Raw genomic sequence first — 17,137 nt, 5'->3', positions numbered from 1 at the left:
TCAATGCGCCTTCGCTGCTCGTTCTAGCTTTTGTCTAGCGCAATTCCGGACGGAAAACCGCTGCGCACTTTTCCTGGAATTGCTCCAAATGCCTCTTAGCATCGAATTTTTGAACGCGCCTCCCGCTTTGCGGGCTGGCCCGACAAAAAGAAGCCCCTGCGGCAAGCGGCACCCACGGCAGTTTCGGCCTCAGGATGCGGTCTTGGCGCCGACCACCTTGAGCGCTGGACGCTTGCGGCGAAAGCCGATGCGGCCTGCCACCGGCGCGTCGGCGCGGCGATCGGCCTGCTCTTTCTCGGCAAACAGCCAGTCGATGAACAATTGCACGATCGGCGCCGACCGCATCTCGTTGCGGCAGACGACGTAGAAATCGTCGACGGCCGGCACGGAAAGGCTGAATGGCGCGACAAGCAGACCCCTGGCGAGCAGTCCGCTTGCCGTCACCGTGTCGCCGAGCGCCACGCCATGGCCGTGGACTGCGGCCTCGGTCGCCATGCGCGCGTCGCCGAGATGGTGGCGGCGGCCGCGCTCCAGGTCCAGCGCATCGGCGGCGGCCAGCCAGGTGTGCCATTCGCGGCCGTCGTCGCCATGCAGGAAGACGTGATCGGCGAGGTCGCGGACGGTGCGGATCGGGCGGTTGTTGATCAGCGTCGGGCTGACCACCGGGAACAGTTCGAGACCCGACCATTTGCGCATCCAGCAATCGGTCCAGCTGCCGTCACCATAGTGCACGCAGACATCGATATGCGGTGCGCGGACGTCCTTGGCATCATTGGATGGGATCAGCGTCAGCCGGATATCCGGATATTGCGAAGTGAAGCTGCCCAGCCGCGGGATCATCCACAGCAATAGCAGCGCCGGCACGCAGGATACCGATAGCGCGCCGGTGCTGGCCGGCCGTGTCATGCGCTGCGTGGCGGCGGCAATGCCGTCGAAGGCTGTCGACACCGCCGGCAGCAATTCGGCGCCGTGCGGCGTCAGCTTCACCCGCTGGCCGGCACGCTCGAACAGCTTGACGCCCAACGATTGCTCGAGCGCCTTGATCTGATGGCTGATGGCACCGTGGGTGACGTTCAGCTCGGCCGCCGCCTTGGTCAGCGAGGCATGGCGCGCCGTCGCCTCGAAGGCGCGCAGCGGGTTGAGCGGTGGCAAACGCTTGGCCATTTGGAACCTAAGCTCTGTGAGATTTTCTCACAGCGAACACCCTAACAATATCAATTGATTTTTCAATGCAGCTACAGGACACTTTGCCCAAGCATTGCATCAAGACGTGAAATCTGCAGGCAGCCAACGGCTGCGGCTATCGAGGCCGCCGTCCGCGCTGCACCAGCCATGGAGGACCGACATGGGTTATGACCGCGGCAAGCTCGAAGCGCTGCGCCGCAAATACGGCGAGAGCCATGGCGGCGAAATGTTCGACCCGAAATTCCAGCGTGTCGCCGACAAGATCTTCTCCAAGACCGGCACGCGGCTGGCGCCCTATTCCGGCATCCCGACCTTCCTCGCGGCGCCCTATCGTGAAATCGCCGCCGACAATCCGGATTTCGGCGATCTTCAGGTGGCGATGATCGGTGTGCCGATGGATCTGGGCGTCACCAACCGGCCGGGCGCCCGTTTCGGGCCAAGGGCGCTGCGCGCCATCGAGCGCATCGGCCCCTACAATCATGTGCTGGAATGCGCACCGACGCATGAGCTGAAAGTCGCCGACATTGGCGACGTGCCGTTCCAGAGCCGCTACCGGCTGGAGACCAGCCATGACGATATCGAACGCCGCGCCAACCAGATCGTCGACGCCGGCGTCCTGCCCTTGTCTGTCGGCGGCGATCATTCGATCAGCCACCCGATCCTGAAAGCTGTCGGCAAGAAGGCGCCGGTGGGCATGATCCATATCGACGCCCATTGCGACACCAGCGGCCTGTTCGACATGACCAAGTTCCACCATGGCGGGCCGTTCCGCAACGCGGTGCTGGACGGCGTGCTCGACCCGAGCCGCACCATCCAGATCGGCATTCGCGGCTCGGCCGAGTACCTTTGGGAGTTCACCTACGAGTCCGGTATGACCGTGGTGCATGTCGAAGAGGTGACCGGCCTCGGCATCCCCGCCATTATCGAGAAGGCGCGCAGGATAGTCGGCGACGGCCCGACCTATGTCTCCTTCGATATCGACAGCATCGATCCCGCCTTCGCGCCGGGCACCGGCACGCCGGAGGTCGGCGGGCTGACGACGCGCGAAGTGCTCGAGCTGCTGCGCGGCCTGAAGGGCCTCAATATCGTCGGCGGCGACGTCGTCGAGGTGGCGCCGCAATATGACGCGACCACCAACACGGCGCATGCCGGCGCGCAGGTGCTGTTCGAGATCCTCAGCCTGATGGTCTTCAGCCCGGCAATCACCAGCAAGGCGGGCTGACACGCTCGACCATGATCCCGAAAAGTGGGAACCGGTTTTCGGAGACGATCATGGTCCACTAGAAAATCCCAAAGGCGACCGCCGCGCTGGAGCCGGCGGTTGCACTCACATAAACAAGCTTCCAGCAGGGGAACGACAATGACATTTCACATGAAACTCAAATCATCCATCGCCGCCGTGCTGATGCTCGGCGCAACCGGCTTTGGTTTCACGACCCAGGCCGCCAATGCCGACGCTATCGACGACATCACCAAGGCCGGCGCCATCAATGTCGGTATCTTTTCCGATTTCCCACCCTTCTCCTCGGCCAGCGCCGACATGAGCATCAAGGGCTACGACATCGACGTGGCGCAATCCATCGCCGAGCAGCTCAAGGTCAAGCTCAATCTGGTCAGCGTGACCGGCCAGAACCGCATCCCATATCTTACCGACAAGCGCGTCGACCTGCTGATGAGCGTCGGCTATTCCAAGGAGCGTGAGCAGGTGATCGATTTCGCCGCCGCCTACGCGCCTTACTACATCGCCGTCATCGGCCCGGCAGCACTTTCGGTCAAAGGCAAGGAAGACCTTGCCGACAAGTCGATCGCCGTCAATCGCGGCACGCTGGAGGACACCTCGCTGACCGAGGCAGCACCCGCCTCGGCCGACATCCGCCGCTTCGACAACTATAATTCCGTCATCCAGGCCTTCATCTCGGGTCAGACCCAGCTGATGGTGGTCGGCAACGATGTCGGCGCCCAGGTGCTCGCCCGTCAGGAGGCGCTGAAGCCGGAGCAAAAGTTCCAGCTTCTCACCTCGCCCTCGCATATCGGCCTCAACAAGAAGGAAGACCGCCTCAAGCAAGCGGTCAACGATGCAGTTGCCAAGATGCTGGCCGACGGGAGACTGGACGAAAGCTCGAAGGCCTGGCTGAAGACACCGCTCGATCCCGCCAATCTCAAGGATTGACGGCCGGTGACCTATAGCCTCGACTTCGGCTGGCTTGCCGGGGCGACAGGGGCGATCGCGCGCGGCGCGGCCACGACGATCCTGTTGATCGCCGTGACCACGCTGGCGGGAACGTTGCTCAGCATCCTCGGCGCGGCAGGGCGGCGAAATGGCCCGCTGCTGCTCAAGCGGGCGATCGGCGTCTATGTCGAGGTGATCCGCAACACGCCGTTCCTGGTGCAGCTGTTCTTCATCTTCTTCGGGCTGCCAAGCATCGGCGTGAGGCTCGATCCCGTGCTGGCAGCCATGCTGGCGATGACGCTCAACATGGCGGCCTACACGATCGAGATCGTTGGCGCCGGACTCGACGCGGTGCCGCCCGGGCAGACGGAAGCGGCAATGGCGCTTGGGCTCAGGCCGCGCCAGGTCTTCATCAAAATCGTGCTGCCGCAGGCGCTCAAGGTGATCTATCCGGCGCTGACCAGCCAGATCGTCATCATGATGCTGGAATCCGCCGTGGTGTCGCAGATCGCGGTGCGCGAGCTGACCTATGAAGCCGACATGCTGCAGGCGCGCACGTTCCGGGCTTTCGAGACCTATTTCGTGGTGACGATGGTCTATCTCATCCTGTCGATTGGGCTGCGCCGGCTGCTGGTCGGCGGCGGTCGCCGGCTTCTTGGAGCCGGCGTGTCATGATCGAATTCACCTTCTGGGACATTCTGCGCAACCTGCTGCTGGCGGCGCGCTGGACGGTGCTGTTGTCGTTGGCTGCCTTTGTCGGCGGCGCCGTGGTCGGCATGATCGTGCTGTTCTTCCGGATCGCCAAGAATAAATGGGCGCGCCGGTTTGCCTCCGGCTACATCGCGCTTTTCCAGGGCACGCCGCTGCTGATGCAGCTCTTCCTGATGTTCTTCGGCTTGCCGATGCTGGGCCTGCGCATCGAGCCGTGGACCGCGGCGGTGCTTGGCCTGACCTTCTTTGCCAGCGCCTATCTCGCCGAGATCTGGCGCGGCGGCGTCGATGCATTGCCACGCGGCCAGTGGGACGCCGGCGCCAGCCTCGGCCTGCACTATCTGCAGGAACTCCGGCTGATCATCCTGCCGCAGGCGTTTTCGATCACCCGCGCGCCGACCGTCGGCTTCCTGGTGCAGCTGATCAAGTCGACCGCGCTGACCTCGATCATCGGTTTCGAGGAGCTGGTGAGGACATCCAACGCAATCAACAATGCGACCTTCGAACCGTTCAAAGTCTACGGGCTGGTAGCGCTGATCTTCTTCGTCATGTGCTTTCCGCTGACGCAATATGCGCGCTCGCTGGAACAGCGGGCGGCGGCCCGCTGAGCGGGCGACCAGCAATTCAACGCCCGAACACCAGCGGCGGCGCGATCCTGTCCCGCCGCAGCCAGCGTCCCAGCAGGAGTGCAGCAACCACCGCCAGTCCCGACGATAGGCCGATCCAGATGCCGACGCCGTTGAAACCGAAATGGAAGGCGAGCAGCACGCCGAGCGGCAGGCCGATGCCCCAATAGCCGATCGCGGCATAGATCATCGGCACCTTGGTGTCGTGCAGGCCGCGCAGCATGCCGCTGGCTACCGCCTGCGCACCGTCAAAAACCTGGAACAGCGCGGCAAAAGCGAGGAACGACACGGCCAGCGCGACCACCTCGGCATTAGCCGGGTTGCCCAGATCGATGAAGGCCCCGATCAAGAGGTGCGGCCACAGGATCATCACCAGCCCCATCAGCGCCATGAAGGAGACACCGACGACATAGGCGGTCCAGCCAGCCCGGCTGACACCTTCCGGATTGCCGGCGCCGTGGGCAAGTCCGACGCGCACCGTCACCGCCTGGTTGAGGCCGAGCGGCACCATGAAGGTGATCGAGGCGATCTGGATGGCGATCGCATGGGCGGCAAGCGAAGCCGCATCGATCAGGCCCATGAGAAAGGCCGCCGCGTTGAAAATCGTCACCTCAAACGCCAGCAGGCCGGCGATCGGCAGGCCGAGCCGCAGCAGGCCCTTGAAGCGCGGCCAATCGGCCCGCCAGAAGCGTCCGAACAGACGATAGCGCCGGAATTTCTTCTCAAGCATCACCACCGCCGCCATGCCGGCGAACATTAACGTGCTGGACAGCGTGGTGGCGAGGCCGGAGCCGGCGATGCCCATCGATTGGATGCCGAGATTGCCGAACATGAACAGCCAGTTGAAAAAGGCGTTGCAGGCGACGGCAACGAAAACGATGATCAGTGCCCAGCCCGGCCGCTCCAGCGCCGAAATAAACGAGCGCAGGACGATGTAGCCGAAAAAGGGCAGCACCGCCCATTCGAGCCAGCGCAGATAGATGCCGGCCTGATGCGCCAGTGCCGGTTCCTGACCCATGGCCAGCAACACGGCCTCGCCGTGCCAGAGAAAGACCCAGATCGGAATGCAAATGAGGATCGCCAGCCACAGACCCTGGCGCACGGTGCGGCGCAGGTCGCGCACCGAGTGGCGGCGACGGCCGAGCTCGGTCGCCATCATCGGCGAGGTCGCCAGCATCAGGCCAAGTCCAAAGATCAGCGGCATGAAGTAAAGGTTGGCACCAAGCGCACCGCTGGCCAGCGTGTCCGGCCCCAGCCGCCCCATCATCATGACGTCGGTAGCGGTCATCGCGGTCTGACCGAGATTGGTCAGCACCATCGGCCAGGCGAGCGCCAGCATCGCCCTGATTTCCCGACGCCAAAGGTTTTCCGGCGCGCGAGCGTCGGCTTCGATCGCAGACATTTTTTCCGCCTATCCGATTGCGGCACGTCGGCAAGAGCCGGAAGCCGCGTCTCAGCGCGGAAAATGGCCAAGATCGGCCGGATTCCGCATTACGACGGGTTTGTCTATGAAATGGGCACCGGTGGCAAGAGGCTGACTTGCGGAAGGGTTAAGCCAGTCGGCTCAATGCAGGCTATTGGAGAGGCCATGGAAGCCGCTATGGTCACGGTGGATTCCTTTGAAAGGCAGCCTGATGAGCGCGTTTCCCGAAATCTATCTGGTTCGGCATGGCGAGACGGAATGGAGTGCGTCCGGAAAACATACCGGCCGGACCGACATACCGCTGACGCCGGCCGGCGAGGATGGGGCAAGGCGGGTCACTGAGCGGCTAAAGGGTCTATCCTTCTCGGCGGTGTGGTCGAGCCCGTCGCAGCGCGCCCTCAACACCTGTGCGCTGGCCGGCTTCGGCTCGTCAGGCGTGAAGAAGGACGATCTGGCGGAGTGGGATTATGGTGCCTATGAGGGATTGACCACCAAGCAAATCCTCGCCGAGCGTCCCGGTTGGCGGCTCTTTCGCGACGGCTGCCCGCGCGGCGAGTCCGCCACGGATGTAGGCTCGAGGGCGGACCGGATCGTCAGCCAGTTGCTCGAGGCCAGCGGCAATGTCCTGGTCTTCTCAAGTTCGCATTTCCTGAGGGTGCTAGCCGCACGCTGGCTCGGCCTGCCACCGCAAGACGGCGCGCTTTTCGTGCTGGATACCGCCAGCGTAAGCGTGATCGGTTATGAGCACGGCCTTGACGAACCGGTCGTCCGGCGCTGGAACCAGAGATAGCCGCCGATCCCGATCTATCGGATCGCGTCCAGCGCCTGCCTTTGCCGATGCATCTCGAGAAACACGCGGTAGTCGCGATCGAACCGGCCGGCGGCAGCCGGATTGGGCTCGCGCGTCCTGCCGCCTTGCTGCATGGCGACGCAAGCGGCGTTCAAATCGGGAAAAAGCCTGGCAGCGGTGGCGGCAATCATGCCGGTGCCGAGCAGCACCGCCTCGTCCGCCAGCGGCTCGACCACCGTGCATCCGGTGGCGTCGGCATAGAGCTCCATCAACAGCGGGTTCTTGGTGTGGCCGCCGGTGACGTGCAGCGTATCGATCAGATAGCCGTTTTCGTTCAGCGCTTCCAGCACATGGCGGACGCCAAGCGCGATGCTGACGGCGGTGCGCCAATAGAGCTTGCACAGGCTGTCGAAGGAGGAATCCAGCGTCAGCCCGCTGATGACGCCGACGGCATGCGGGTCGGCGAGCGGCGAGCGGTTGCCGTGGAAATCGGGCAGCACGTGCAGCTTTGCGGCGAGGTTGTCGCCCTCGGCGGTGCGCAGCTCGGCGACGCGGTGGGCGATCCTGGCATGCATGGCGGCATCCGGCTCGCCGCCGGCGCCATGCCAGCGGATGATGTGATCGAGCAGCGCGCCGGTGGCCGACTGGCCGCCTTCCGACAGCCATAGGCCGGGAAGGGCGGCGCCGTAGTAAGGACCCCAGACACCGGCGAAAGGCTGCGGATCGGGCGACATCGCCATGACGCAACTCGACGTCCCGGCGATCAGGGCCAGATGGCGGCCGATATCCTTCGCGTTGCCGGCGAAGCCTCCGAGCACGCCAAGCGCGCCGGCATACGCATCGATGACGCCTGCACCGACCCGGCATTTTTCGGTGAGGCCAAGCTCCGCCGCGGCTTGCGCGTTAAGCGCACCGATATCGGCACCGACCGGGCTTGCCTTTTCCGGCAGATTGCCGTGCTCGAAAAGGTCGCCGAGCCCGACGGCTTCGAAGAAGTCGCGCCGCCAGCCGGTCGCTTCATGGGCAAGATAGGTCCATTTGGCGGTCAGCGTGCATTGTGAACGGGCGAGCGAGCCGGTTGCCTTCCAGGTCAGGAAGTCGGTGAGGTCGAATAGGTAGCCGGCTTCGTTCCATGTTCCGGGCAGGTTGCGCTTCAGCCACATCAGCTTCGGCGTCTCCATTTCCGGCGACATGACGCCGCCGATATAGTCGAGCACGGCATGGCCGCTTTCGGTGCATTCGTCGGCCTCGGCAATGGCGCGATGATCGAGCCATACGATGGTGTCCCAGCGTCTTTCGCCTGATACCGACACGCTGAGCTGGCCGCCATGCCGGTCTCGCACCACCAGCGAGCAGGTGGCGTCAAAGGAGATGCCGACGATATCCTCAGCCTTCACGCGCGCCTTTTCGCGGGCAGCGCGGACGGCCATGCACACCGCCGACCATATATCCTGCGAATCGTGCTCGGCGTGGTCGGCTTTCGGCTGTTGCATGGCGATCGGGTGCTCGGCGCGGCCGAGCAAGGCGCCACCGGTGTCGAGAATGCCGGCACGGGCGCTTCCGGTGCCGACATCGACCGCGCAAACGAAACTGTTGGTCAAGGTGTTCTTGCTCTCGCTCCCAGGCCTGCAATCAGATCGGGCAATTGCAGCATGTCAGCGAATATAAAGTCCGGCTCACTCGACGCAAGCCGCGCTTTCAGTGCCGGGTTGCCGGTGTGCGAGCCCCCGGTGAAGGCAAGGACGCGCATGCCTGCCACCCGCGCCGCTTGGATGCCGGCCGGGCTGTCCTCGACGACGAGGCAGTTTCGCGGGTCCGCTCCCATTTTAGCAGCCGCATGGAGAAAAAGATCGGGCGCCGGTTTGCCCCGCGCCACCATGGCAGCGCTGAACAAATGCGGCTCCAGCAGCCCAAGCAACCCCGTAACCTTGAGCGCATAGCGGATCCGCTCCAGCGTGCCGGAGGAGGCGACGCAGCACGGCACGCCGAGCTTCGGCAGGACCTGTGCCATGCCTGGCATCGGTTTCAGCTCCTGGCGAAACTTGCGCATCAGTTCGGAGCGCATCTCGGTCAGATGCTGGTCGGTGAGATCGAGCCCGAAGTCGCTTGCGAGGATTTCGCGGACGCTCTTCATGCTCTTGCCGAGGAAGTGCTCGTAGGCAACGTCCTCGCTGACGTTGCCGCCGGCAAGCGCGATCATCTCCAGCAATGCCGAGACGGACAGCATCTCGCTATCCACCAGCACGCCGTCACAGTCGAAAATGACCAGTTCAGGCGTCATCGCGCTGGATCGGCTTCAGAGGTCGCCGGCGAGATAGCGCGTCAGTGTCGCGCGCGCGCCGTCCGCCCACAGCGATTTGAGCGCATGGGCGAAGGCTTCGGCGAACGGCGGCGAGCGGCCGACATCGCCATAGATGTCCTCCATGGCAAGCCAGGCGGCAGGCATGTCCCTGGCCGCCTTGGCCGTCCCCTGCAACCGGCCCCAGTTCGGGTCGTTGGGCTCGGTGACGGCACCGGAATCCGTGGTGCCGAAGCAGTAGCGACACCAGAGCGCAGATTCCAGCGCCAGGCCGGTGACACTTTTGCCAGCCTTCAGCCGGTCAGCGATGGTCGGAATGATGAATTTCGGCTGGCGGTTAGAGCCGTCGAGGCAAAGCCGGCGTATGGTGTCGCCGATCTTCGGATTGGAGAAGCGGTGCTCGATGAGCTGGTAGTAATCTTCGAGGTCGGTGTCCGGAACCGGCGGCACGGTCGGGATGATTTCGTCATGCTCGAGCTTGTCGAGGAAGCCGCGTACCAGCGGCTCCTGCATCGCCTCATGGACGAAATGGATGTCCATCAGCCCGGCCGGATAGGCGATGGTCGCATGGCCGCCATTGAGGATGCGGATCTTCATCAGCTCATAGGGCGCGACATCGCTGACGAACTGCACGCCGACCTGTTCCAGCGGCGGCCTTCCATCGGTGAAACGGTCCTCCAGCACCCATTGCTTGAACGGCTCGCAAAACACCGGCCAATTGTCGTCGAGACCGAACTCGCTGGAGAGAATGCCGCGCTCGCGATCGGTGGTGGCCGGGGTGATGCGGTCGACCATGCCATTGGGAAAGGCCACGTTTTCGTTCACCCAATTTGCCAGATCCTCGTCGATCAGCCGCGCCAGGCCGATAACGCCATCGGAAGTGACGTGGCCGTTGTGGGGGATGTTGTCGCAGGACATGATGGTGAAGGGCACGATGCCATCGGCGCGGCGGCGCAGCAGCCCAGCGAGGATGAGGCCGAAGACGGTCTTCGGCGTCGCCCCCGGCTCAGCGTCGGCAACGATGTCGGGATGCGTCGGATTGAACACGCCAGAAGCCGGATCGATAAAATAGCCGCCCTCGGTGATGGTCAGGGAAACGATCTTGATCGCCGGATCGGCAAGCCGCTCGACGATTGCGGTCGCTTCGCCCGGCATCAGGAAATCGATCATAACGCCGGTGACGCGCGCGCTCATATGGCCGCTGTCCTGCTCGACCACGGTGGTCAGCCAGTCCTGTTCCTGCAGCTTGCCGCGGCCGACCTTCTCGCCCTCGAAGACGCCGGCGCCAACGATGGCCCAGTCGTGGCCGACGCCCGAATTGAAGAGGTCGTCGAGATAGACGGCCTGATGCGAGCGATGGAAATTGCCGACGCCGAAATGCACGATGCCGGCCTTGAGCGCGGCGCGATCGTATTTCGGGCCGGCGATCTTGGGCGGAAGCTTGGCGAGTATGGAAGAAGAGAGTTTCACGGACATCTGCTTTTACCCTTTAGCGGGACGGCTCTTCCCCCCGTTGGAGGAGACGGGGAGAAGAGCGCCTTCGCCCCCTCAACTCATCCACTGGCCGCCATCGACATTGTAGGTCTGGGCAACGATGTATTCGGCCTCATCGCTGGCCAGGAACACCGCCATGCCGGTGAGGTCTTGCGCCGTGCCCATGCGGCCATAAGGCACGGCTTCGCCGACCAGTCTCTTCTTCTCGCCCCTCGGCCGGTTCTCGAACTTGGCGAACAAGGCATCGACATGGTCCCAGTGCTCGCCGTCGACGACACCCGGGGCGATGGCATTGACGTTGATGCGGTGCTTGATCAGGTCGAGCCCTGCCGACTGGGTGAGCGAGATGACCGCCGCCTTGGTGGCGCAGTAGACGGCGACCAGTGCCTCGCCGCGGCGCCCGGCCTGGCTTGCCATATTGATGATCTTGCCGCCCTTGCCGCGCGCGATCATCGAACGGGCCGCAGCCTGAAGCGTAAACAGTGTGCCGGCGACGTTGACCGAGAACAATTTGTCGTAGCTTGCCTTGCTGATCTCGACGATCGGCGCCAGGTCGAACAGCGCAGCGTTGTTGATCAAAATATCGAGGCCGCCGGTTCTGGTTTCGACCGCCTTGACAGCCGCATCTATCGACGCGAGATCGGTGACGTCCAACTTCACCGCGTAGGCGTTGCCGCCGATTTCCGAAGCCGTCTTCTCGGCAGCCTCGAGATTGATGTCGCCGATGGCGACGGTCGCGCCCTCCCGCATGTAGGCTTCGGCAAACGCCCTGCCGATGCCGCGCGCCGATCCGGTGATCAGCGCCGATTTACCTCCGAGCCTCATTGCAGCATCGCCTTCCCATCGGCGCCAAAACGATGCAGCTTGGTCTTGTCCGGTGTCAGATAGATCGTGTCGCCGTGATGGGCGGCAAGCTCGCCGTCGGCGCGCACCGTCAGTTGCCCGACACCATCCGCCTGGACGTGCAAAAACGTGTCGGAGCCGAGATGTTCGGCAACGCCGACCGTCGCCTTCCAGTCGCCTGACGTCTTCGAAATGTTCATATGCTCCGGGCGGATGCCGACTGTCCTGGCGCCATATTTGGCGGCCGGCTCGCCTTCGATCAGGTTCATCTTCGGCGAGCCGATGAAACCGGCGACGAACAGGTTCTTCGGTGTCTTGTAGAGCTCCATCGGCGAGCCGACCTGCTCGATATTGCCGGCGTTGAGCACGACGATTTTGTCGGCCATGGTCATGGCCTCGATCTGGTCGTGGGTGACGTAGACCATGGTGGTCTTGAGCTGGTGATGCAGCTCGCTGATCTCCAGCCGCATGGTGCCGCGCAGCGCCGCGTCGAGATTGGACAAAGGCTCGTCGAACAGGAAGGCGGAAGGCTGGCGCACGATGGCGCGGCCGATGGCGACGCGCTGCCGCTGGCCGCCGGAGAGCTGGCCGGGGCGGCGATCTAGGTAGTTGGTGAGGTTCAAGATGCGGGCGGCGTCCTTCACCTTCTTGTCGATGGTCGCCTGGTCCTCGCCCGCCATCTTCAGGGGGAAAGCGATGTTCTTGGCCACCGTCATATGCGGGTAAAGCGCATAGGACTGGAACACCATGGCCAGCTTGCGCTTGGCCGGCGCCTCGCCGGTGACGTCGCGGCCATCGATGATGATGGTGCCGCCGCTGGTGTCCTCCAGGCCGGCAATCAGACGCAACAGCGTGGACTTGCCGCAGCCCGACGGGCCGACGAAGACGACGAACTCGCCGTTCTCGATGACCAGGTCGAGGCCGGGGATGATGGACGTCGCCCCGAAGGATTTGGAGACGTTCTTGAGCGTGATGTTTCCCATGATTTCCTCCCCCGAAGGGCTGTTTTTCGTTTTGCGTCAGGCGATGCCCGTTACTTTACCGCCCCAAACGTCAGGCCGCGGACCAGCTGCTTCTGGCTGAACCAGCCCATGATCAGGATCGGCGCGATCGCCAGTGTCGAGGCGGCCGAAAGCTTGGCCCAGAACAGCCCCTGCGGACTGGAGAAGGAGCTGATGAAAGCGGTGAGCGGCGCTGCCTCGGTGGTGGTCAGCCGGATCGTCCAGAACGCCTCGTTCCAGGCGAGGATGATGTTGAGCAGCATGGTCGAGGCGATGCCCGGCACCGCCATCGGCGTCAGCACGTAGATGATCTCGTTCCAGAGTGATGCGCCGTCCATGCGCGCCGCTTCCAGGATCTCGCCCGGGATCTCGCGGAAATAGGTGTAGAGCATCCAGACCACGATCGGCAGGTTGATCAACATCAGCATGACCATCAGGCCGATGCGGCTGTCGAGCAGTCCTGTATCGCGGAAGATCAGATAGATCGGGAACAGCACGGCGACGGCCGGCATCATCTTGGTGGAAAGCATCCACATCAGGATGTCCTTGGTGCGTTTGCTTGGCGAAAACGCCATCGACCATGCCGCCGGTACGGCGACAAGCAGAGCCAGGACGGTCGAGCCGACCGACAGGAACACCGAGTTCAGGAAGAATTTGAAATAACCGTTCTGCGCCTGGACCTCGGAATAGCTCTCCGTGGTTCCCGACGGGAACAGGTTGAAGCCCTGGATGGCCTCCTGCTCCGATTTGAACGAAGTGATGATCGTATAGAGGATCGGGAAGAAGATCAGCAGCGCGACGATCCAGGCGGCCGCGGTCGCAATCGTCTTGTGCTGGGTGGTGACTGCACGTGCCATCGTTTCCTCCCTTATTTATCCAAATTCTTGCCGACGGCGCGCATGGCGAAGAAGGCGACGATGTTGGCGAGAATGACTGCGATGATACCGCCGGCGGACGCCTGGCCGATTTTGAACTCCAGCAATGCCTTCTGGTAGACGAGGAAGGGCAGGTTGGTGGAGGCATAACCCGGGCCGCCATTGGTGGTGACGAGGATCTCGGCATAGACCGACAGAAGGAAGATCGTCTGGATCAGGATGACCACGGTTATGGCGCGCGACATATGCGGCAGCGTCAAATAGATGAAGCGGCTGATGAAGCCGGCGCCGTCCATTTCGGCGGCTTCCTTCTGCTCGCCGTCGAGCGACTGAAGCGCGGTCAACAGGATCAGCGTTGCAAACGGCAGCCACTGCCAGGCGACGATGATGATGATGGCCAAAAGCGGGTGCTGCCCGAACCAGTCGATCGGCTGCCCGCCGAAGAAGCGCGCAATATCGGCGAAGACGCCGTATTGCGGATGCATGATCATGTTCTTCCAGACCAGTGCCGCCACCGGCGGCATGACGAAGAACGGCGAGATGACGAGGATGCGGACGATGCCCTGTCCCCACATCGGCTGATCGAGCAGAAGGGCCAGCAAGATACCGCCGATCACCGTGATCAAAAGCACGCTGACGACGATGGTGAGCGTGTTGAGGATCGACTGCAGGAATGCCGGGTTGGAATAGAACAGCGCGTAGTTCGAAAACCCGACGAAGCCGTCGCGCATCGGATTGAGCGGATTGTACTGCTGGAAGGAGAACCACAGCGTGAATGCCAGCGGTACAATCATCCAAACCAGCAGCAGCACCACGGATGGCGCCATCATGAAGCGGGCAAGCGAACGGGTCTGCTGAGTAGCCATGACGGTCACCCTTCGAGGTCAGCCAAGTTTTCAGCGGTGTGAAAGCCGGCCGCCCGAACTGGGATTCGGGCGGCCGTTGCCGGTCGCCATAGGCAACCGGCACCGGGAGGAGCCTACTTGATGTAACCGCCCTCGGTCATCGTCGCGGTAGCGGCGTCCTGCGCCTGCTTCAGGGCATCGTCGACGCCTGACTGGCCGGCAAGTGCCGCCGAGAAGAGCTGGCCGACAGTGGTGCCGAGGCCCTGGAACTCAGGAATGGCGACGAACTGGACGCCGACATAAGGCACCGGCTTGACGGTCGGATGCGTCGGATCGGCGGAGTTGATCGAGTCCAGCGTCATCTTGGCGAAAGGTGCCGCCTTCTGGTACTCGGGATTGGCGTAGAGCGAGGAGCGCGTTCCCGGCGGAACGTTGGCCCAGCCTTCCTTCGAGGCGACGAGCTCGGCATAGTGCTTGCTGGTTGCCCAGGATACGAACTTTTGAGCGGCGTCGGCCTTCTGGGTGCCGGCGGGGATGGCCAGCGACCAGGCCCAGAGCCAGTTGCCGCGCTTGCCGAGGCCATTGTCCGGGGCCAGCGCATAGCCAACCTTGTCGGCGACGGTGGAGTTCTTCGGATCAGAGACGAAGGAAGCGGCGACGGTGGCGTCGATCCACATGCCGCATTTGCCCTGCTGGAATAGCGCCAGGTTTTCGTTGAAGCCATTGGATGATGCGCCCTCGGGGCCATCGGCCTTCATCAGGTCGACATAGAACTGCAGTGTGTTCTTCCACTCGGGCTGGTCGAATTGCGGCTTCCAGTTCTCGTCGAACCAGCGCGCGCCGAACGAGTTCGACATGGCGGTCAGGAAGGCCATGTTCTCGCCCCAGCCGGCCTTGCCGCGCAGGCAGACGCCGTTCACGCCGTTGGCGCGGTCGGTCATTTTGTCGGCAGCCTGCTTGATGAAGTCCCAGGTCGGCGCGTCGGGCATCTTGAGCCCGGCCTTCTCCATCAGGTCCTTGCGGTACATGACGAAGGAGCTTTCGCCGTAGAAAGGCGCGGCGTAGAGCTTGCCGTCGACCGACAGGCCGCCGGCAATAGCCGGGATGATGTCCTTGACGTCATAGTCGTCGCCGAGCTTGTCGAGCGGCAGGAGCCAACTCTGCTTGGCCCAGATCGGCACCTCATAGGTGCCGATGGTCATCACGTCGTACTGGCCGCCCTTGGTGGCGATGTCGGTGGTGACGCGCTCGCGCAGGACGTTTTCCTCGAGCGTGACCCACTGCAGCTGGACGTCGGGATTCTTGGCGGTGAAGTCGTCGGTCAGCTTCTGCATGCGGACCATGTCGCCATTGTTGACCGTGGCGATGGTGATGGATTCGGCATGCGCGGCGAAAGCAAGCGCGCTGGCCGACAACAGGCCTAGGGTGAACGTGCGAAGTTTCATCAAAATTCCTCCCATGAACCAAGATGAGCATTTGCCTTGGCTGTGAGCAATTACTCACTTACCGTGAATTATGTCAAGCCGGATTCGTTGCTGCAGCGCAGCACGCTGGTCTCGTGCAGCGGCAAGCCTGGGACACTCGCGGTATATGTGGAGAAGGGTTGGGTCGGGCTCATCGCGCCGCCAAAAGCCGGAGCTTTGCTGTCCGGGTGGCCTGGTTTCGGCCTATTGGCAAGCGATCTCGTTCAGGATCCAATCACGAAAGGCGCGGATCTTCGGCACGTTGCGCCGCGCCGTCGGATAGACCAGCCAATAGGCATGGCCGTCGTCACCAACAAGATCGAAGGGCTGAATCAGGCGGCCGTCGGCAAGTTCGGTCTTGAACAGCGCCTTGGTGACGATCGCCACGCCATGGCCGGCAATCGCGGCATTGGCCTCGTAGGCCTGCGCGCCCATGCTGGTGCCGGTGCGTTTGGCCAATTCCGCGACCGGCAGGCCGGCGGCGGCAAACCAATCCCGCCACCAGATGTCGCCCGGGTCGAGGATCGGCAGCCGCAGCAGGTCGGCCGGTTCGTTGACGCCGCCGATGCTGGCCGCGAGTTTTGGGCTGAGAACCGGCGTGAAATCGGCCCTGAAAAGCATATGGGTCTCGACGCCCGGCCAGTTGCCGCCGCCGGAGCGGATGGCGATGTCGATATCCTCTCTGGCAAAGTCGACAACCCTGTTCGAAGTATCGACGCGCACCGCCAGCGACGGATGCGCGACCTGGAACGAACCGAGATGCTGCGCCAGCCAATTGGAGGCAAAGGTCAGCAGCGTCGAAACGCAAAGCACGCCATCGGCGCCGGTGCGCGCGGCGGCATAGGCGCCGCTCAACAGCGCGAACGCTTCGCTGACCGCAGGTGCCAGGCGCTGGCCGGGTTCGGTCAGCACGATCTGTTTTGGTTGGCGCAGGAACAAGGGCGCGCCGATGCGCTCCTCCAGAAGCTTGATCTGATAGCTTGCCGCCGCCTGCGTCATGCCAAGCTCCTGGGCGGCCTTGGTGAAGGAGAGATGCCGCGCCACCGCCTCGAATACCCGGATCGCCTGAAGCGGAGGAAGCTGCGAAACCAGCTGTCGTGAATTGAGCTCCGGCATAAGCCCTCCTTATGGGCAGTGATCGACGTTTGATTGGCGGCACCGGCCGGTCCTACCGATATTCCGTGTTGAAGATCAATTACGCCTAGAGATAGCGAAGGCTGACGATCATGACCACAATACAGGAAAAGCCGCTTCTTGCTCCAGCCCACGGCTGGTTTTCACGGCTGGCGCGGGGATTGGCAAGGCACGCGGCGCGGAGACGCGCCTATCTCGACGTCCGGGAACTGCCGCCGCATCTGCAGCGCGACATGGGCTTCCTCGATGGCAACGATCCTTGTGGCCGGCACCAATAA

Annotated in this window: 17 protein-coding genes; 6 read left to right on the top strand and 11 right to left on the bottom strand. The window is 63.2% G+C overall.

The genetic code is table 11. From position 1 onward, the window contains the following. Nucleotides 1–189: 189 nt before the first annotated feature. Entirely contained in the window at nucleotides 190–1,164 is a 975-nt protein-coding gene (gcvA, locus tag NKI01_RS12100; protein ID WP_023722516.1) for a transcriptional regulator GcvA, read from the bottom strand. Between the two features lie 181 nt (nucleotides 1,165–1,345). Between gcvA (NKI01_RS12100) and speB the strand changes: the two genes are divergently transcribed. The 4 genes from speB to NKI01_RS12080 all read left to right on the top strand — a co-directional run bounded on the left by speB (nucleotide 1,346) and on the right by NKI01_RS12080 (nucleotide 4,674). Further along, complete coding sequence (gene speB / locus NKI01_RS12095; RefSeq protein ID WP_352963275.1) at nucleotides 1,346–2,407, top strand: agmatinase; 1,062 nt, start codon at nucleotides 1,346–1,348, stop codon at nucleotides 2,405–2,407. A gap of 138 nt (nucleotides 2,408–2,545) precedes the next feature. Beyond that, nucleotides 2,546–3,355, top strand: coding sequence for a transporter substrate-binding domain-containing protein (locus NKI01_RS12090; RefSeq protein ID WP_352548066.1), 810 nt, complete (start codon nucleotides 2,546–2,548; stop codon nucleotides 3,353–3,355). Between the two features lie 6 nt (nucleotides 3,356–3,361). After that, on the top strand, nucleotides 3,362–4,030 hold the full coding sequence (locus tag NKI01_RS12085) for an amino acid ABC transporter permease (RefSeq protein ID WP_352548064.1): 669 nt from the start codon (nucleotides 3,362–3,364) through the stop codon (nucleotides 4,028–4,030). Continuing rightward, a complete protein-coding gene (locus NKI01_RS12080) occupies nucleotides 4,027–4,674 on the top strand; it encodes an amino acid ABC transporter permease (protein ID WP_023722520.1) in 648 nt (215 codons plus the stop codon). Before NKI01_RS12085 ends, NKI01_RS12080 begins: the two co-directional genes overlap by 4 nt. A gap of 16 nt (nucleotides 4,675–4,690) precedes the next feature. Here the strand turns inward: NKI01_RS12080 and NKI01_RS12075 are convergent, their stop codons facing one another. After that, nucleotides 4,691–6,094 (bottom strand): MATE family efflux transporter, encoded by a 1,404-nt coding sequence (locus tag NKI01_RS12075; protein ID WP_352484348.1) that lies wholly within the window; start codon nucleotides 6,092–6,094, stop codon nucleotides 4,691–4,693. Between the two features lie 229 nt (nucleotides 6,095–6,323). On the opposite strand from NKI01_RS12075, the gene NKI01_RS12070 reads away from it, so the two are divergent. Next, nucleotides 6,324–6,905 carry a histidine phosphatase family protein gene (locus NKI01_RS12070; protein WP_352963302.1) on the top strand — a complete coding sequence of 194 codons (582 nt, stop codon included), beginning with the start codon at nucleotides 6,324–6,326 and terminating at the stop codon, nucleotides 6,903–6,905. A 14-nt stretch (nucleotides 6,906–6,919) separates the two neighbouring features. On the opposite strand, the gene NKI01_RS12065 is transcribed toward NKI01_RS12070, so the two are convergent. From NKI01_RS12065 to gcvA (NKI01_RS12025), 9 genes are all read right to left on the bottom strand, one after another. Further along, a complete protein-coding gene (locus tag NKI01_RS12065) occupies nucleotides 6,920–8,506 on the bottom strand; it encodes an FGGY-family carbohydrate kinase (protein WP_352548063.1) in 1,587 nt (528 codons plus the stop codon). Continuing rightward, on the bottom strand, nucleotides 8,503–9,186 hold the full coding sequence (locus NKI01_RS12060) for an HAD family hydrolase (protein WP_352484350.1): 684 nt from the start codon (nucleotides 9,184–9,186) through the stop codon (nucleotides 8,503–8,505). Before NKI01_RS12060 ends, NKI01_RS12065 begins: the two co-directional genes overlap by 4 nt. Nucleotides 9,187–9,201: 15 nt before the next feature. Beyond that, nucleotides 9,202–10,680 (bottom strand): mannitol dehydrogenase family protein, encoded by a 1,479-nt coding sequence (locus NKI01_RS12055; protein ID WP_352484351.1) that lies wholly within the window; start codon nucleotides 10,678–10,680, stop codon nucleotides 9,202–9,204. A gap of 72 nt (nucleotides 10,681–10,752) precedes the next feature. After that, the gene (locus NKI01_RS12050; protein ID WP_352859132.1) at nucleotides 10,753–11,523 is read right to left on the bottom strand and encodes an L-iditol 2-dehydrogenase; all 771 of its coding nucleotides are present in this window, start codon (nucleotides 11,521–11,523) and stop codon (nucleotides 10,753–10,755) included. Further along, the gene (locus NKI01_RS12045) at nucleotides 11,520–12,524 is read right to left on the bottom strand and encodes an ABC transporter ATP-binding protein (RefSeq protein WP_023722527.1); all 1,005 of its coding nucleotides are present in this window, start codon (nucleotides 12,522–12,524) and stop codon (nucleotides 11,520–11,522) included. Before NKI01_RS12045 ends, NKI01_RS12050 begins: the two co-directional genes overlap by 4 nt. 50 nt (nucleotides 12,525–12,574) lie before the next feature. Then, complete coding sequence (locus tag NKI01_RS12040) at nucleotides 12,575–13,399, bottom strand: carbohydrate ABC transporter permease (protein ID WP_352484354.1); 825 nt, start codon at nucleotides 13,397–13,399, stop codon at nucleotides 12,575–12,577. Between the two features lie 11 nt (nucleotides 13,400–13,410). Then, complete coding sequence (locus NKI01_RS12035) at nucleotides 13,411–14,283, bottom strand: carbohydrate ABC transporter permease (protein ID WP_031195183.1); 873 nt, start codon at nucleotides 14,281–14,283, stop codon at nucleotides 13,411–13,413. 113 nt (nucleotides 14,284–14,396) lie between these two features. After that, the gene (locus NKI01_RS12030) at nucleotides 14,397–15,707 is read right to left on the bottom strand and encodes an ABC transporter substrate-binding protein (protein WP_352481511.1); all 1,311 of its coding nucleotides are present in this window, start codon (nucleotides 15,705–15,707) and stop codon (nucleotides 14,397–14,399) included. Between the two features lie 222 nt (nucleotides 15,708–15,929). Continuing rightward, nucleotides 15,930–16,841 carry a transcriptional regulator GcvA gene (gene gcvA, locus NKI01_RS12025; protein ID WP_023722531.1) on the bottom strand — a complete coding sequence of 304 codons (912 nt, stop codon included), beginning with the start codon at nucleotides 16,839–16,841 and terminating at the stop codon, nucleotides 15,930–15,932. Between the two features lie 110 nt (nucleotides 16,842–16,951). On the opposite strand from gcvA (NKI01_RS12025), the gene NKI01_RS12020 reads away from it, so the two are divergent. Continuing rightward, a complete protein-coding gene (locus tag NKI01_RS12020; protein ID WP_023722532.1) occupies nucleotides 16,952–17,137 on the top strand; it encodes a hypothetical protein in 186 nt (61 codons plus the stop codon).

It is taken from the genome of Mesorhizobium sp. M0815, from assembly GCF_040319995.1.
In the GTDB taxonomy this organism is placed as follows: domain Bacteria; phylum Pseudomonadota; class Alphaproteobacteria; order Rhizobiales; family Rhizobiaceae; genus Mesorhizobium.
This window is presented reverse-complemented; position numbering and strand designations above follow the sequence as displayed.

Coding starts and splice junctions, on each gene's coding strand:
- gcvA (WP_023722516.1), bottom strand. CDS start 1,164: ATGGCCAAGCGTTTGCCACCGCTCAACCCGCTGCGCGCCTTCGAGGCG.
- speB (WP_352963275.1), top strand. CDS start 1,346: ATGGGTTATGACCGCGGCAAGCTCGAAGCGCTGCGCCGCAAATACGGC.
- NKI01_RS12090 (WP_352548066.1), top strand. CDS start 2,546: ATGACATTTCACATGAAACTCAAATCATCCATCGCCGCCGTGCTGATG.
- NKI01_RS12080 (WP_023722520.1), top strand. CDS start 4,027: ATGATCGAATTCACCTTCTGGGACATTCTGCGCAACCTGCTGCTGGCG.
- NKI01_RS12075 (WP_352484348.1), bottom strand. CDS start 6,094: ATGTCTGCGATCGAAGCCGACGCTCGCGCGCCGGAAAACCTTTGGCGT.
- NKI01_RS12060 (WP_352484350.1), bottom strand. CDS start 9,186: ATGACGCCTGAACTGGTCATTTTCGACTGTGACGGCGTGCTGGTGGAT.
- NKI01_RS12055 (WP_352484351.1), bottom strand. CDS start 10,680: ATGTCCGTGAAACTCTCTTCTTCCATACTCGCCAAGCTTCCGCCCAAG.
- NKI01_RS12050 (WP_352859132.1), bottom strand. CDS start 11,523: ATGAGGCTCGGAGGTAAATCGGCGCTGATCACCGGATCGGCGCGCGGC.
- NKI01_RS12045 (WP_023722527.1), bottom strand. CDS start 12,524: ATGGGAAACATCACGCTCAAGAACGTCTCCAAATCCTTCGGGGCGACG.
- NKI01_RS12040 (WP_352484354.1), bottom strand. CDS start 13,399: ATGGCACGTGCAGTCACCACCCAGCACAAGACGATTGCGACCGCGGCC.
- NKI01_RS12035 (WP_031195183.1), bottom strand. CDS start 14,283: ATGGCTACTCAGCAGACCCGTTCGCTTGCCCGCTTCATGATGGCGCCA.
- NKI01_RS12030 (WP_352481511.1), bottom strand. CDS start 15,707: ATGAAACTTCGCACGTTCACCCTAGGCCTGTTGTCGGCCAGCGCGCTT.
- gcvA (WP_023722531.1), bottom strand. CDS start 16,841: ATGCCGGAGCTCAATTCACGACAGCTGGTTTCGCAGCTTCCTCCGCTT.
- NKI01_RS12020 (WP_023722532.1), top strand. CDS start 16,952: ATGACCACAATACAGGAAAAGCCGCTTCTTGCTCCAGCCCACGGCTGG.